The 13,922-nt window shown below is 57.3% G+C and carries 13 protein-coding genes and 1 pseudogene; 7 read left to right on the forward strand and 7 right to left on the reverse strand.

Features of this window, described 5'->3' with window-relative positions; translation table 11 throughout:
• The first annotated feature begins 70 nt into the window (after positions 1 to 70).
• Positions 71 to 2,101, forward strand: a complete 2,031-nt coding sequence (paaZ, locus tag ALB80_RS12855) for a phenylacetic acid degradation bifunctional protein PaaZ (RefSeq protein ID WP_050604475.1) — start codon at positions 71 to 73, stop codon at positions 2,099 to 2,101.
• Positions 2,102 to 2,256: 155 nt separating this feature from the next.
• Here paaZ and ALB80_RS12860 read toward each other — a convergent pair whose 3' ends face one another.
• The 3 genes from ALB80_RS12860 to ALB80_RS12870 are packed head-to-tail and all read right to left on the reverse strand — an operon-like array spanning position 2,257 to position 4,446.
• Positions 2,257 to 3,378, reverse strand: coding sequence for an alpha-hydroxy acid oxidase (locus ALB80_RS12860; protein WP_371255983.1), 1,122 nt, complete (start codon positions 3,376 to 3,378; stop codon positions 2,257 to 2,259).
• Positions 3,379 to 3,388: 10 nt separating this feature from the next.
• The gene (gene comE / locus ALB80_RS12865; protein WP_050604476.1) at positions 3,389 to 3,943 is read right to left on the reverse strand and encodes a sulfopyruvate decarboxylase subunit beta; all 555 of its coding nucleotides are present in this window, start codon (positions 3,941 to 3,943) and stop codon (positions 3,389 to 3,391) included.
• Positions 3,940 to 4,446 carry a decarboxylase gene (locus tag ALB80_RS12870; RefSeq protein WP_050604477.1) on the reverse strand — a complete coding sequence of 169 codons (507 nt, stop codon included), beginning with the start codon at positions 4,444 to 4,446 and terminating at the stop codon, positions 3,940 to 3,942. The genes comE and ALB80_RS12870 overlap by 4 nt, the downstream gene beginning before the upstream one ends.
• 124 nt (positions 4,447 to 4,570) lie before the next feature.
• Here ALB80_RS12870 and ALB80_RS12875 point away from each other — a divergent pair, with 124 nt between their 5' ends.
• Entirely contained in the window at positions 4,571 to 5,440 is an 870-nt protein-coding gene (locus ALB80_RS12875) for a LysR family transcriptional regulator (RefSeq protein ID WP_050604478.1), read from the forward strand.
• 427 nt (positions 5,441 to 5,867) lie between these two features.
• On the opposite strand, the gene ALB80_RS12880 is transcribed toward ALB80_RS12875, so the two are convergent.
• The 4 genes and pseudogenes from ALB80_RS12880 to ALB80_RS12890 all read right to left on the reverse strand — a co-directional run bounded on the left by ALB80_RS12880 (position 5,868) and on the right by ALB80_RS12890 (position 8,265).
• The gene (locus ALB80_RS12880) at positions 5,868 to 7,139 is read right to left on the reverse strand and encodes an MFS transporter (protein ID WP_050604479.1); all 1,272 of its coding nucleotides are present in this window, start codon (positions 7,137 to 7,139) and stop codon (positions 5,868 to 5,870) included.
• Positions 7,140 to 7,210: 71 nt separating this feature from the next.
• Positions 7,211 to 7,342, reverse strand: coding sequence for a hypothetical protein (locus tag ALB80_RS22830; protein ID WP_256364021.1), 132 nt, complete (start codon positions 7,340 to 7,342; stop codon positions 7,211 to 7,213).
• A 15-nt stretch (positions 7,343 to 7,357) separates the two neighbouring features.
• Positions 7,358 to 7,495 (reverse strand): annotated as a pseudogene (locus ALB80_RS22910) (DUF333 domain-containing protein); the annotation flags it as partial.
• Positions 7,496 to 7,662: 167 nt separating this feature from the next.
• Positions 7,663 to 8,265, reverse strand: coding sequence for a helix-turn-helix domain-containing protein (locus tag ALB80_RS12890; protein WP_050604481.1), 603 nt, complete (start codon positions 8,263 to 8,265; stop codon positions 7,663 to 7,665).
• Between the two features lie 146 nt (positions 8,266 to 8,411).
• Between ALB80_RS12890 and glyA the strand changes: the two genes are divergently transcribed.
• The 5 genes from glyA (at position 8,412) to ALB80_RS12915 (ending at position 13,916) form a co-directional block, all read left to right on the forward strand.
• Complete coding sequence (glyA, locus tag ALB80_RS12895) at positions 8,412 to 9,665, forward strand: serine hydroxymethyltransferase (RefSeq protein WP_050604482.1); 1,254 nt, start codon at positions 8,412 to 8,414, stop codon at positions 9,663 to 9,665.
• An 11-nt stretch (positions 9,666 to 9,676) separates the two neighbouring features.
• Entirely contained in the window at positions 9,677 to 11,056 is a 1,380-nt protein-coding gene (gene lpdA, locus ALB80_RS12900; RefSeq protein ID WP_050604483.1) for a dihydrolipoyl dehydrogenase, read from the forward strand.
• Positions 11,057 to 11,070: 14 nt separating this feature from the next.
• Positions 11,071 to 12,015: a lipoyl synthase gene (lipA, locus tag ALB80_RS12905; RefSeq protein ID WP_050604484.1), complete on the forward strand. Its 945-nt coding sequence runs from the start codon at positions 11,071 to 11,073 to the stop codon at positions 12,013 to 12,015.
• A 25-nt stretch (positions 12,016 to 12,040) separates the two neighbouring features.
• Positions 12,041 to 13,414 carry a sodium:alanine symporter family protein gene (locus ALB80_RS12910; protein ID WP_050604485.1) on the forward strand — a complete coding sequence of 458 codons (1,374 nt, stop codon included), beginning with the start codon at positions 12,041 to 12,043 and terminating at the stop codon, positions 13,412 to 13,414.
• Positions 13,415 to 13,493: 79 nt separating this feature from the next.
• Positions 13,494 to 13,916, forward strand: a complete 423-nt coding sequence (locus ALB80_RS12915; protein ID WP_050604486.1) for a universal stress protein — start codon at positions 13,494 to 13,496, stop codon at positions 13,914 to 13,916.
• Positions 13,917 to 13,922 lie beyond the last annotated feature (6 nt).

The raw sequence follows: 13,922 nt of genomic DNA on the forward strand, positions 1-13,922 counted from the left end.
CGGTTAAATATATGATCTCACCCGCTCCTAAAAGCGAGGCGAGGATCCAGACACTGATGAGGAGACGCTCATGACCATCCAACAGATATCCAGCTTTGCCGCCGGTGCGTGGGTGCCGCCTGGTGCCGGGGCGCGCAATATTGCCAGCGCCGTAACGGGCGAGGTGATTGCCACAGCGGGAAACGCGGACCTGGACGTGCAGGGGATGCTGGACTATGCGCGCAAAGTCGGCGGGCCGGCCCTGCGCAAGATGACCTTTCACGAGCGAGCCAAGATGCTCAAAGCACTTTCGCTGCATCTAGGCCAGAACAAGCAGGCGCTTTATGACCTGTCTTTCAACACAGGCGCAACGCAGTCGGACCATATGATCGACATCGACGGCGGCATCGGCACGATGTTTGTCTTTGCCTCGAAAGGTCGCCGGGAAATGCCGGACGGGCATGTCTATCTGGATGGTGATGTTGAGCAACTGTCGCGCAATGGTACGTTTCTGGGTCAACACATTTGTACACCGCTGCGCGGCGTGGCGGTTCACATCAACGCGTTCAACTTTCCGGTCTGGGGAATGTTGGAGAAACTGGCGCCAACCCTGTTGGCTGGTGTTCCGGCCATCGTCAAACCGGCGACGAACTCCTGCTACGTGACCGAGTTGTGTGTGCGGTTGATGCTGGAATCTGGTATCTTGCCCGCCGGTGCGCTTCAGTTGGTTTCGGGTGGTTTGGGTGACATGCTGGACCGTATGACCTTGCAGGACGTGGTCAGTTTTACCGGCTCGGCGGATACGGCGCTGAAACTTCGCTCCAACCCGGTGATCCTGGAAAACTCCGTACGGTTCGTCGCGGAACAGGACAGCCTGAACTGTTCGATCCTTGGCCCTGACGCTGTTCCGGGCACGCCCGAGTTTGACCTATTCGTCAAGGAAGTCCAGCGCGAGATGACCACAAAGGCAGGGCAGAAATGCACAGCAATCCGTCGGATCATCGCGCCTGAGGCACAGGTGCAGGCGGTGATCGAGGCATTGTCCGCGCGGCTGGCCAAAACCGTCATCGGCGATCCAAGGCTGGAAACCACGCGCATGGGCGCGTTGGTCTCGAACGGTCAGAAACGCGACGTTCTGGAAAAGGTCGCGATCATCGGCCAAGAGGCCGAGCGCGTCTTTGGCAACCCCGATGATTTTACAGTCGATGGCGCGGATCCTGAAAAAGGGGCCTTTTTGCCGCCCATGCTTTACCACTGTGCTGACCCGGACGCCGCGCAGCGCGTGCATGATACCGAAGCCTTTGGTCCGGTCAGCACGGTCATGGGTTATCGCGATCTCGACCATGCAATTGAACTGGCAAACCGGGGACAGGGATCTTTGGTGGCATCGGTCATTACGCATGACCCTGACGCGGCGCGTCACGTCGCCATTGGGGCAGGGGCCTATCATGGGCGTTTGTACTTCAACAACCGCGACTCGATGAAGGAGTCCACCGGTCACGGCTCACCTTTGCCACACATGGTGCATGGCGGCCCCGGGCGCGCTGGCGGAGGCGAAGAGATGGGCGGCGTGCGTGGTGTAAAACACTACATGCAACGGACCGCTATTCAGGGCTCGCCTGATCTGCTGACTGCGATTGGAAACAGATGGGTGCCCGGCGCGACCGAGGTCAAGGGCCCCGCTCATCCGTTCACACGCAGGTTTCATGACCTTGCCATTGGCGAGACCATCCACACGGAACCGCGTACCATTACTATGGAAGACATCGAACACTTCGCCACTTTCACAGGCGATACGTTCTACGCCCACATGGACCAGGCAGCGGCGGAACGGAACCCGTTCTTCCCGGGGCGGGTGGCCCATGGCTATCTTCTGCTATCTTTTGCTGCCGGGCTGTTCGTCGAACCAAATGAAGGGCCGGTGCTGGCCAACACCGGCCTGGACGGGCTGCGTTTTATGAAGCCGGTTGAAGCCGGTGACAGCATCAAAGTACGCTTGACGGTTAAGGCAAAGACCCAACGCAACGATGAATATGGAGAAGTGCGCTGGCATGTCATCCTGACGCAGCAGGATGATGAACAAGTCGCGGAATATGAGTTGCTGACAATGGTTGCCTATTAGTGAGCCTGACCAACAGATCTGGTCCTCCGTTACATTTAGGAAACGGAGGGCTGAGAACAGCTAGCAAGCGACCCAAGCCAGCAAAGGTGGACTGGAGGGTAATTCTCTGATGAGCAAGGCAAGACGGCTCGTGCCGCGAGCAACCAGGCCGTAGGCTAAGCCGACGTACAGAGGCTTTGTTCAAGCTGCTCAACCTGGGGCGATGTAGCCCCGATCTGAGCCAGAGTCAGACTGGTTTCCTGAGATAGCACATCCCAAAGGGTTCGCAGCGCCGCCTCGCCTCCGGCGGCGATCGCGTATAACAAGACGCGGCCCAGAAAGGTGAATTCAGCCCCTGACGCCAGCACCTTCACCACGTCTTCGCCGCTGCGTAATCCGCTGTCGTAGAACAGGGGGAAATCCGGGCCAACGGTCTTGCGGATGGCAGGCAGGGCCAGAATCGGGGGGATTGCTGAATCAAGCTGTCGACCGCCGTGGCTGGACACCTGTATGGCGTCCACACCGGCCTGTTTTAACCGCAGTGCATCTTCGGCATCCAGAACGCCTTTGACGACCAGCTTTCCCGTCCATCGGTTGCGCAGTCGACTGAGATAGTCCCAATCAGCACGCGCGCGGGATTCCGTGCGGTCAAAGGTACCATCTGGAAAATTTGCCATCCTTGGCTTGCCGCGGAACAATGTGTTCAGTGACCAGCAAGGATGTAGCGCGAAATCTACAAACTGCCGCGGTCCGATCCGAAACGGCATCTTGAAGCCATGGCGCAGTTCGCGCGGGCGGCGGCCAACTTCTGGCACGTCCAGGGTCAGAACCAGTGTGCGATAGCCTGCGGCCTCGGCCCGGTCCACAAGGTTCATGGCGCTGCCGCCATCGCCGCTGAAATACAGTTGGAACCAGGCGTGTCCTTGAGCCACTTCAATGATCTTTTCCAACGGAGTTGAGGCCACGGTCGAAACCCCATGCGGGATTTTGTAGTCGGCGGCCAAGCGCGCCAGCATGAGGTCCGCCCCGGGCGCAGCCAGATTGCACATGCCCATGGGAGAGATACCAAAAGGTCGTTTGGCAGCGTGGTCAAAGACCGGCAAGTCAAGGCTACGCTGGCTAACATCCACCAGCACCCGCGCGCGCAATCGGATGTCCTGCAAGGCGCGTCGGTTCAGCGCTGCGCCATATTCTTCGCCCGCATTACCATCCATGTAATCGAACACCATCCAGGGCAGACGCCTGCGGGCGATCCGCCGGGCATCCGCGCTGGAATGGATCTGGCCGGACGGCAACATGATCGGGGCCTCAGGCCTGAACGGCTTTCATGAAGCGATCACGGATCACCACCGGGTCCATGGTGATAACGGGCATCTTGGCATTGCCGCTTTCGCATTTGGCCACGATTATGGTCATCTCGTTTCCGGCCAGGGCGTCTTCGATCGCCTGTTTTGTATCCTCGGCCCGGCATTCGACCACGTTTTCGCAACCACAGGCCGAGGCAACAGCCGCCAACGAGGTTTTCTGCCCCGCATAGGTCGGCTGATCACCGGTCGAGCCATATGACCCGTTGTCGACGATCAGCAGGATGAAATTGTCGGCCACATTGTTGGCGATCGTCGGCAATGTGCCGAAGTTGGTCAGAACCGAGCCGTCACCGTCAATTGCAATCACCTTTTTGTCCTGAGCCAAGGCCAAACCCAACCCGATGCTGGACGCGAGCCCCATAGTGCCCAGCATGTAGAAATTGGTGGGCTGATCGTCGATGGCGTGCAGTTCCTGGCTGGGGATGCCGATATTGCAGACCACCAACTGGTCGCGGATAACAGGGGCGATTTCTTTCAGAATCTCAGAGCGGATCATTGGTCTCCGTAGCCTCCCCAGAAGGATGCGTCGGTCAGGATGGCGACCGGCTTGTTGCACATGAAGGTGTATTTCAGGATTGTATCCAGCTCGTCCGCGTCACTTTCCTTGTGGAAGTGATAGGTCGGGATGTTGAGTTGGGCCAGAAGTGCTTTGGTGTGCACTGCCATTTCAACCTGACAGGCGACTGGCTCGCGCAGTTCACCGCGATACGAGATGAGCATCGGCAACGGCATCCGGTAATATTGGATCAACGTGGCCAACGTGTTGATTGTCACGCCGATCGCGGTGTTCTGCATAATGATGGCGGGTCGTTTGCCCCCCATCCAGGCCCCGGCGCACAGGCCCATGCCTTCGTCTTCTTTGTTTGAGGGGATGTGAAAAATCTCGGGGCGCGCTTCGACCTCGTCGATGACACCGGCCAATTGTTTACAGGGCACGGTTGTCACGAAACGGATGTCATTGGCCACCAGATCGTCAACGATTTTACTGTGGATGGACATTGTCGGTTCCTCTGTTCACTGACGTCCATATCGCGCAAAACCACAGCTTTACTCAATTTAAATCTACTTTATCTGATATAAAGTTGCGGTTTAGACGGTTTAAAAATTGCGAAAGACTTGGCCCATGAGCATCACGCTGTACAAAACACTGATCGCGATCGCCGAAACCGGTAGTTTCGCTGCAGCCGCAGAAAAGGTTTACGTGTCTCAGGCGGCGGTCGGACAGCAGATGAAACGGCTCGAGGATCAATTGCAGATCATTTTATTCGATCGGACCGGTCGTACACCCAAGCTCAATCAGACTGGCTGGGCGCTGGTGCCTAAGGCCAGGGATCTAGTGCGGGCCTACGACACCATTCTTGAAGGTGTGGCCGGTGACACTGCCTTTGGTGGTGAGTTCAAGCTGGGGGCGGTGTCATCGACCGTCCGCAGGCTGATCCCGATCACTGTTCGGCGTTTGCTGGAAACCTACCCGGAACTGCGCGTCCATGTTACGTCGGCCCTGTCCGGCGATCTTCAGACGCAGGTTGAACGCGGTGTGATCGATGCAGCGGTTCTGAGCGCTCCGGATATGCTAACGCCCGATCTGGAATGGCATCCTGTTGCAGATGAGGAATTGGTTCTGGTGACATCCCCTGAGGTGACCGAAGGCGATCCTGCGCAGATCCTTGCAAGCCAGCCTTTCGTGCGCCACGCCCGCGACGGGATGGTAGGCGTTCTGGCCGATGCATGGCTGACGCAGAACGGAATCCGGGTGAGTTACGCAATGGAGATGAAATCGCTGGAGGACCTCACCAGCATGGTAGCCTACAATCTGGGTGTCTCAATCGTGCCAGACCTTTGCGTACCCGACCCGGAATTCAGTCAGTTGCGGAAAATCCCACTGGGCGGCAAACCCGTATCCCGTGCACTGGGGGTTCTATTACGCGTCGACAGCCCGAGAAAAAGTTTGATCGATGTGTTGGTCGACGAAATCCGTACCACCGTTGCGTAGCAGCGGGGCAAATCTGCGGAATGAAGGATACGTTGCTCAGCTTTTCCCATTTTGTCAGAATTATGGAAGTGCCACTCGGGCGATCCAAGGTTCAAAACTCGGTGGTGCTTTGGGGACGTCCGGGGCTTCTTTGGAAGTGAACCGAAACAGACGCCCCGGAACATAACCTGCGCATGGATTGGATGACCCGGACCATATCGGTCTGCACCACCGGCTGAATCAGGTCATCACGAGTTGTGTTCAGGATGAATGGGATGACGTCTGACGTTGGGCTGGCCTAGTATCAGGCCTTCGTTTAACGCCTCCAGAAGCTTTATGATAACGACGTTCTGGTCCAACTGGGCAATGCTTGGGTCGGGCTCAAAATCCGCAACTGATTTGTAATCGGGCAATGTGGTTATGGAGAATCTCTTATTTTCCCTGCGTTTTAGATACCGTCCACCGAACGGTTCTGGTCTTTCCTTTCTGCCTCTTCCTCTTCCTGCACCCAGGTTTCGGCTTGTAAGACGCCGGGTTGCGTTGCGCCGATGATGCCCACAACCTGAACTTCTCCTGTCTCGGCTGGGGCAGCGACCTTGAATCGGCGGATTAATGCGATCAGAGCAACCGAGATGCCGATCCCGGCCAAGAGTATTTGTAGGCCTCGGCCTCCAAACAGCGATATGGCGTTCGGACCCAACATGGTTCCGACCAACAGCCCAATATTCATCAGCAAAACCATAGTGCCACTGGCAGGCACGATCTGGGATAGCCGGAGTTGATCATTCGCATGGGCCGTCAGGATGGAATAGGTAGGATACAGGCCAATTGCGATGAGCATGAAGCCCAAGGTGAGATGCGTGGGGGACGTATCGACGGCAATCCAGAGACTTGCCACAGCTGAAATAACGCCCAATCCGATAACCACAAAACGCCTGTCTGTGTGATCGGAGATCCAGCCAACGGGGTATTGCACAGCAGCACCAGCAATCAGGGCCGCAACCAGGGCGCCGGATGCTTGTGCGGCCGAGAAACCCTGCTGCAAGGCATACAAGGGCAAGGTGATGTAATGGGCGGAAACACCTATGCTGACCAACACAATACCGATGACCGCGATCGGAGACACCTTGTACAACCGGGTAATGGGCATCCGTTCGGGAACGGTGTAATCCGGCGCTTTGTTACCGGACAAAAGCAGTGGCACGATCGACAGTGAAATCAGGATCGAGACGGTGCCGAACAACAGGTTGCCCGTGGGATCAGGAAAGCCAACAAGGGCTGTACCCAGTGCAGGTCCGGCAAGCTGAATAACGAAATAGAGTGACAACACTTGCGCGCGTGTGCTGTTATCGGATTTCGCGTTCAGCCAGCTCTCGGTAATGACGTAGAGACCCGGGTAACAAAAACCGCCCAGGAAGCGCATGACACTCCAACTGATGGCATCGCTGGTCAGCAGATGCACGATTGCGGCAATGGACACAAGTGACGCAAGGGCGGAAAAAGCCCGGATATGCCCGACATTTTCCACCAAGCGCGGGGCCATGGCGGTTCCTGCAAGTGCACCCAACGGATAGCTGGCCTGCATGACGGAAATCGTAAAGTCGCTGAAGCCCAGGCTTGCCCCGCGAATTGTCAGCAATGTCGCCAACAGACCATTGGCAACCATCAGCATGAGCATCCCCAAAAACAGGGCCCAGTTTTCATTCAACGCACGTATCATGCTTATGGCTATTGAGGACGCGGCGAGGAGTATACCAATCCCGCGACATGCCGATGTCGCGACTTGCACCTTCAGCCACGGCTAAAAGCGGACTGATCTTTCAGGATCAAAGGCGGGATCACGTTCTGGCAAAACAAAGACAAGCGATCGACAATCGTGCGATGCGAGGCGACCGGATTGCTGATCCAATCGCTGGAGCCCATATTTTGCCTTCCATAGTCCCATGTATCGGTTTCGGTACTGCCCTCCAATACACAGACACCCTGCATCGCACCGCTGGCTTTTCCGCGAATTTCATCGCGCCTGCCTTGGTCGATACAGAACTTGGCGGCCGGATTCAGGCACGGACATCGCAACCTTCAACTTGCGCGCCCCAAAAACAAGGCACCGATCTCAGAAGGCAGAGGAAAGAGGGGACTGATCTGAAGATCCCTCTTTCTGCACGGTCGCAGGTGTATCCGGCAGGGATTAAACATCACTACCTTCGCATTTTCCACCTGCCTTGCTGCTGGTTGCTGCAAGCTCACTCGAGCGACACCCATAAGACCCGGGCATCTTCTTTGCTGGTCGAAATACAGCCATGCCCCATGCTGCTGTCGTAATATAGCGAGTCACCGGCTTTCATTGTCAAAGGTCTATAATGTTCTGAAACGAAGATCAGTTCGCCGCTGATCACATACATGAATTCCTCACCACTGTGTCGAATCCAGTTCTCGAACTCTGACACATCGCGTGCTTTGATGGTCGCGATGTAGGGTAACATGCGTTTTGTAGTCAATTCCGGACACAGTAGTTCATGCTGATAGGTCGGGGTGTCACGCTTTTCGCCCTGACCATTGGCTGTGAAATCGCGCCGACCCGAAATGCTGGTTTGACCCGATTGCAGGAACAGCTGCGGGGTGTTCATATCCAGGACCTGCGTCAGGCGCCGCACGATATCGAAGCTGGGTCGGGTTTGATTGTTTTCGATCTTGGACAGGGTCGAGCGACCGATTCCCGCCGCCCGCCCAACTTCTTCCAAAGTCCACCCTTTAGCCCGGCGAGCATCACGAATTGATTGTCCCAAAGCGGCACCTTCGTCCGGTTCTGCCTGTCCGGCCCCGTCGATGCGACTGTCATCAATCATAGAAATCCCCCCGATTTTCCGTAAGTTACCCATTTTTCCCAGCTTGCACAACTTCACAATTATGAGAGAAGTGTTGCCTTGAGTGCACTTTTTCCACTATAGGAAACAAAGTTTCGCGTCTGAGGTTCTGCATCCGGGAGGGGATCATGTTCAAAATCGCGCTCAAAGAGGTTGATCCGGTCATCGCCGCGTCGATTGCAAAAGAAGGCAAACGCCAGGCCGAGCAGATCGAACTGATCGCATCGGAGAACATCGTTTCGCAGGCTGTTATCGAAGCGCAGGGGTCGGTGCTGACGAACAAGTATGCCGAAGGCTATCCTGGTCGCCGTTACTACGGTGGATGCGAGTATGTGGACGAGGTTGAGGCTGAGGCCATCGACCGCCTGAAACAGCTGTTCGGCTGTGAGTTCGCCAACGTCCAGCCGCATTCGGGGGCACAGGCCAATGGCGCGGTCAAATTGGCGCTGCTCAGCCCGGGTGACACGATCCTTGGTATGTCTCTGGATGCTGGTGGGCACCTGACTCATGGGGCAAAACCCGCCCAGTCCGGCAAATGGTTCCGCCCGATCCAGTATGGTCTGACCGATGAGGGATTGATTGATTACGACCAGGTTGAAGCACTGGCCAAAGCCGAAAAGCCCAAGCTGATTATCGCCGGCGCTTCGGCCTATTCGCAAAAGATCGACTTCGCCCGGTTCCGTGTAATCGCGGATGAGGTAGGAGCTTGGCTGCTGGCCGACATGGCCCATATCGCAGGGCTGGTTGCAACCGGTTTGCATCCTTCACCTGTCGGCCATGCGCATGTTGTAACGTCGACGACGCACAAGACCCTGCGCGGACCGCGCGGCGGCATCATCCTGACCAATGACGAGGCGCTGGCAAAGAAGATTAACTCGGCTGTGTTCCCCGGCCTGCAAGGTGGTCCACTGATGCATGTGATTGCAGGCAAGGCTGTGGCCTTTGGCGAAGCCCTGAAGCCGGAATTCAAGGACTATATGCAACGTGTCGTCGACAGTGCATCCGCCCTTGCGGACGTTATGATTGCGCGCGGCTGCGATATCGTTTCAGGCGGCACGGAAAACCACCTGATGCTGGTTGATCTGCGTCCTCTGGGTGTAACCGGGAAAGACGCCGAAGCGACGTTGGAGCGTGCCGGGTTCACCTGCAACAAGAACAGTGTGCCGGGCGATCCTGAGAAACCCACCATAACCAGCGGTATCCGATTGGGAACGGCAGCAGGTTGCAGCCGTGGGTTCGGGCCGGACGAGTTTAGGCAGATCGGCCACATGATCGGCGACGTATTGGATGCGCTTGCCAAAAAACCTGATGGTGACGAAGCCGTCGAAAAACAAACGCGCGAGAATGTCCTCGCTTTGTGCACCCGCCATCCGATTTACTGAAAGAAAACGAAATGTCCTACGATCTGATTGTCATTGGGGGCGGACCTGGCGGCTATGTCGCAGCGATCCGCGCGGCTCAGCTGGGGCTCAAAGTGGCTTGCGTCGAAGGGCGCGGATCACTGGGCGGCACCTGTCTGAACGTGGGATGCATCCCCTCCAAAGCGTTGCTGACCTCCTCGGCCAAATATGCCGAACTTGCACATCTCTCCTCCCACGGTATTGCGGTTGAGGGGGCCAGCATCGATGTTGGTGCGATGATGGATCGTAAGGACAAGATTGTTGGCGATCTGACCAAGGGCATCGCGTTTCTGTTCAAGAAGAATGGCGTTGACCTGATCGAAGGCTGGGCCAGTATTCCCGGCGCCGGGCAGGTCAAGGTCGGTGACGATGTTCACGAAGCCAAAAACATCCTGATCGCGACCGGATCTGAGCCGACCTCACTGCCGGGTATCGAAATTGATGAACAGGATGTGCTCAGTTCGACCGGCGCAATTGCGTTGGATAGCGCGCCCGAACATCTGGTGGTGATCGGTGCAGGTGTCATCGGTCTGGAACTTGGTCAGGTTTGGGCGCGCCTGGGTGCCAAAGTTACTGTGGTCGAGTATCTGGATCGCGTGCTGCCCGGTATCGATGGCGAGATCGCCAAACTGGCGCAGCGCGCTTTGTCCAAGCGCGGGTTAAAGTTCCAACTGGGTCGAGCGTTGAAATCGGTTGAGAAATCCGAGGCTGGATTGAGCCTGACTGTGGATCGCGTAGGCAAGGACAAGGAAGAAGTGATCGAGGCCGACAAGGTCCTGATCGCCGTTGGTCGCCGTCCGGTCACACGCGGGCTTGGACTGGAAGAGCTGGGCGTCGCCGTGAACGCGCGCGGGTTCATCGAAGTCGATGGAGCTTTCCAAACCTCGGTCCCTGGAATCTACGCCATTGGGGACTGCGTGCCTGGACCGATGCTTGCCCACAAGGCCGAGGAAGACGGTGTAGCCTCCGTTGAAATGCTGGCTGGTGAAGCTGGCCACGTCGACTACAACACCGTACCAGGGGTGGTTTACACTGACCCCGAGGTTGCCTCGGTTGGTCTAACCGAAGAGGCGCTGAAGGACGCAGGAACCGACTACACCGTCGGCAAATTTATCTTCATGGCCAATTCGCGTGCCCGCTCGACTGGTGAAACTGACGGCGCGGTCAAAGTTCTGGCCGACCCGAATGGCAAAATCCTGGGCGCGCATATCTGCGGGGCTCATGGTGGTGATCTGATCGCCGAGTTGGTTCTGGCCATGACCAAGGGCGTAACGGTTACCGAGGTCGCCGCAACCTGTCACGCTCACCCGGCAATGGGAGAGGCGGTCAAAGAAGCCTGCCTTGACGCTCTCGGCCGTGCGATCCACGCTTAAGACGGAGCCACCAGATGACCATCCAGCTTCGCCCCCGCCACCCGGAAAAGGCCAAAAAGGCCGACAGTGTCATCCCGCGCAAGCCCAAGTGGATTCGGAAGAAAAAGGGTGACAGCGCCCAGTACTACGAAACACGCCGCGTGATGCGCGAGCATGACCTGGCGACCGTTTGTGAAGAGGCCGCTTGCCCTAATATTGGCGAATGCTGGTCTAAGCGCCATGCCACCATGATGATCATGGGCGAGGTCTGCACACGCGGCTGTTCCTTCTGCAACGTCGCCACGGGCCGCCCGGACGCGCTGGACGCGTTCGAGCCCGGTCGGGTTGCGGCAGCAGTCAAGAAACTGGGCCTGCGCCACGTGGTAATCACCTCGGTCGATCGCGATGATCTGGACGATGGCGGGGCCGAGCATGTCGCTCAGACGATCCGCGCCGTACGCCATCAGAACCCAGGCACTACGGTCGAGGTTTTGACACCGGACTTTTTGGGGAAAGGCACCGCCTCAGAAATTGTGTTTGAAGCTGCCCCGGATGTTTTCAACCATAATCTGGAAACCGTGCCGCATCTTTATCCTACGGTACGGCCGGGCGCACGGTATTATACGTCGCTGCGCCTCCTGGATGATGCGAAACGCGAGAACCCGGAAATTTTCACCAAATCTGGTCTGATGGTTGGTCTGGGCGAAAGCCTGAACGACGTGCGGCAGGTGATGGACGACCTGCGCGCGGCTCAAGTCGATTTTCTGACTGTTGGTCAGTACCTGCAACCAACGCCAAAACACCATCCGATAGACCGGTTCTGGACACCGGAAGAATTTGCCCAACTGGAACAAGTCGCACGTTCCAAGGGCTTCCTGCACGTGTCGGCAACACCGCTGACCCGTTCGTCGTTCCACGCGGACGAAGATTTCGCTGCTCTTAAGCAGGCCCGCCAGCGGGCCATCGCCAACGGGGCATAAACCTAACGCAAATGGGAGGGAAACCATGGAAGCGTTAAATTCAATAGTAGGGGCCATCAATGGCGTCGTATGGGGGCCGCTGATGCTGGTTCTCATCCTCGGCGTCGGCTTCTTCCTGCAGGTTGGGCTGAAATTCATGCCGATCCTGCGCATTGGCACGGGCTTCGGCCTGCTGTTCAAAGGCCGTGAAGGTCAGGGCGAAGGGCAGATCAGCCCGTTCAACGCGCTTATGACTTCACTGTCGGCGACCATCGGTACGGGTAACATCGCCGGTGTGGCCACTGCTGTCTTCCTGGGCGGTCCGGGCGCTTTGTTCTGGATGTGGATGACCGCCCTGGTGGGCATGGCCACCAAATATGCCGAAGCCGTTCTGGCCGTGAAATATCGCGAAAAAGACGAGCTGGGCAATTTTGTAGGCGGCCCGATGTACTACATCAAAAACGGCCTTGGGGCGAAATGGGCCTGGCTGGGTGTTGCATTTGCCCTGTTCGGCGCAATTGCAGCCTTCGGCATCGGTAACGGCGTACAAGCCAATGGTGTGGCACAGGTTCTGGAGTCGAACTTTGGTCTGAATACTTCGGTCACTGGCGTTGTTCTGATGGTTCTGACCGCAGCCGTTATTCTGGGTGGCATCACCCGCATCGGCGCGGTTGCCGGTAAACTGGTTCCATTCATGGCGATTGCCTATATCGTCGCCGGTCTGCTGGTCCTGCTGATCAACATCGGCAACATTGGCTCCGCTCTGTCGATGGTCTTCACATATGCCTTCACCCCCTCGGCCGCTGAAGGTGGTTTCGCGGGCGCAGCCGTCTGGGCCGCCATTCGCTTTGGTGTGGCACGTGGTGTGTTCTCGAACGAAGCCGGTCTGGGTTCGGCTCCGATCGCACACGCCGCAGCCGAGACCAAAGGTCCGGTCAACCAGGGCCTGATCGCGATGCTGGGTACCTTCATCGACACGATCATCGTCTGCTCGATCACCGGGCTGGCAATCATCTCGTCGGGAGCCTGGACATCGGGTGAATCCGGCGCGGCACTAACAAGCCACGCGTTCGAACTGTCGCTGCCGGGTGTCGGTGGGTATCTGATCGCCATCGCTCTGTCGATCTTTGCCTTCACCACCATCCTCGGCTGGTCGTTCTACGGCGAGAAATGCGTCGAGTTCCTTCTGGGCGTCAAATCGCTGCTGCCCTACCGCGTCCTGTGGATCGTCATGATCTATTTCGGCGCAACGGCGGATCTGGGCTTCATCTGGTTGCTGGCGGATACGCTGAACGCCATGATGGCTATCCCGAACCTGATCGCCCTGGCCCTGCTGAGCCCGATCGTCTTCAAACTGACGAAAGAGTTCTTCGCCTCGGGCGGCAAGTCCGAAGAGCCGGGCAGCACACCTGCCGAGTAAGCTCGATCTGACTTAAAACGGGGGGCCATCCCGGCCCCCCGCCTTTGAAACAGAATTCAATATCTCGAGGAGAGACGTGATGGCCACGAAAATCCTGCTGCCGATTGATCATACCGACGACCGCTCGTGGAAAAACGCCCTGCCGCTGGCGCTGGAACAGGCGAAATTCTACGGGGCCGAGCTGCACGCGGTTGCTGTCATCCCCGAGATCATCCAGCTGCCGAACCTGCCCGCCAACTATGGCGCTGGTGCCAAAGACCATGTGCGTAATGCGGTACAGGCCATTCTGGATCATGGCAATGCCTCGGACGTGAACGTTCACATCGAAGAAGGCAGCGTTTACCGCGAAATCCTGAAACTCGCCTACAAGGACGGCTTCGACCTGATCATCATGGCTTCGACCAAAGGCGACTTCCCGAATTACGAGATCGGACCGAACCTGGCCCGTGTGGTGCGCAACGCGCACTGTACCGTCACTGTCGTTCGTGACCAATCCCGCTGATCGAAA

It is taken from the genome of Ruegeria sp. 6PALISEP08 (genome assembly GCF_001238295.1).
In the GTDB taxonomy this organism is placed as follows: domain Bacteria; phylum Pseudomonadota; class Alphaproteobacteria; order Rhodobacterales; family Rhodobacteraceae; genus Ruegeria.

What these genes read in the sequence shown, in the direction of transcription:
- ALB80_RS12915 (WP_050604486.1), top strand. Translation starts at nt 13,494, where the DNA reads ATGGCCACGAAAATCCTGCTGCCGATTGATCATACCGACGACCGCTCG.
- glyA (WP_050604482.1), top strand. Translation starts at nt 8,412, where the DNA reads ATGTTCAAAATCGCGCTCAAAGAGGTTGATCCGGTCATCGCCGCGTCG.
- ALB80_RS12875 (WP_050604478.1), top strand. Translation starts at nt 4,571, where the DNA reads ATGAGCATCACGCTGTACAAAACACTGATCGCGATCGCCGAAACCGGT.
- ALB80_RS12860 (WP_371255983.1), bottom strand. Translation starts at nt 3,378, where the DNA reads ATGTTGCCGTCCGGCCAGATCCATTCCAGCGCGGATGCCCGGCGGATC.
- ALB80_RS12870 (WP_050604477.1), bottom strand. Translation starts at nt 4,446, where the DNA reads ATGTCCATCCACAGTAAAATCGTTGACGATCTGGTGGCCAATGACATC.
- ALB80_RS12910 (WP_050604485.1), top strand. Translation starts at nt 12,041, where the DNA reads ATGGAAGCGTTAAATTCAATAGTAGGGGCCATCAATGGCGTCGTATGG.
- ALB80_RS12880 (WP_050604479.1), bottom strand. Translation starts at nt 7,139, where the DNA reads ATGATACGTGCGTTGAATGAAAACTGGGCCCTGTTTTTGGGGATGCTC.
- ALB80_RS12890 (WP_050604481.1), bottom strand. Translation starts at nt 8,265, where the DNA reads ATGATTGATGACAGTCGCATCGACGGGGCCGGACAGGCAGAACCGGAC.
- ALB80_RS22830 (WP_256364021.1), bottom strand. Translation starts at nt 7,342, where the DNA reads ATGGGCTCCAGCGATTGGATCAGCAATCCGGTCGCCTCGCATCGCACG.
- lipA (WP_050604484.1), top strand. Translation starts at nt 11,071, where the DNA reads ATGACCATCCAGCTTCGCCCCCGCCACCCGGAAAAGGCCAAAAAGGCC.
- comE (WP_050604476.1), bottom strand. Translation starts at nt 3,943, where the DNA reads ATGATCCGCTCTGAGATTCTGAAAGAAATCGCCCCTGTTATCCGCGAC.
- paaZ (WP_050604475.1), top strand. Translation starts at nt 71, where the DNA reads ATGACCATCCAACAGATATCCAGCTTTGCCGCCGGTGCGTGGGTGCCG.
- lpdA (WP_050604483.1), top strand. Translation starts at nt 9,677, where the DNA reads ATGTCCTACGATCTGATTGTCATTGGGGGCGGACCTGGCGGCTATGTC.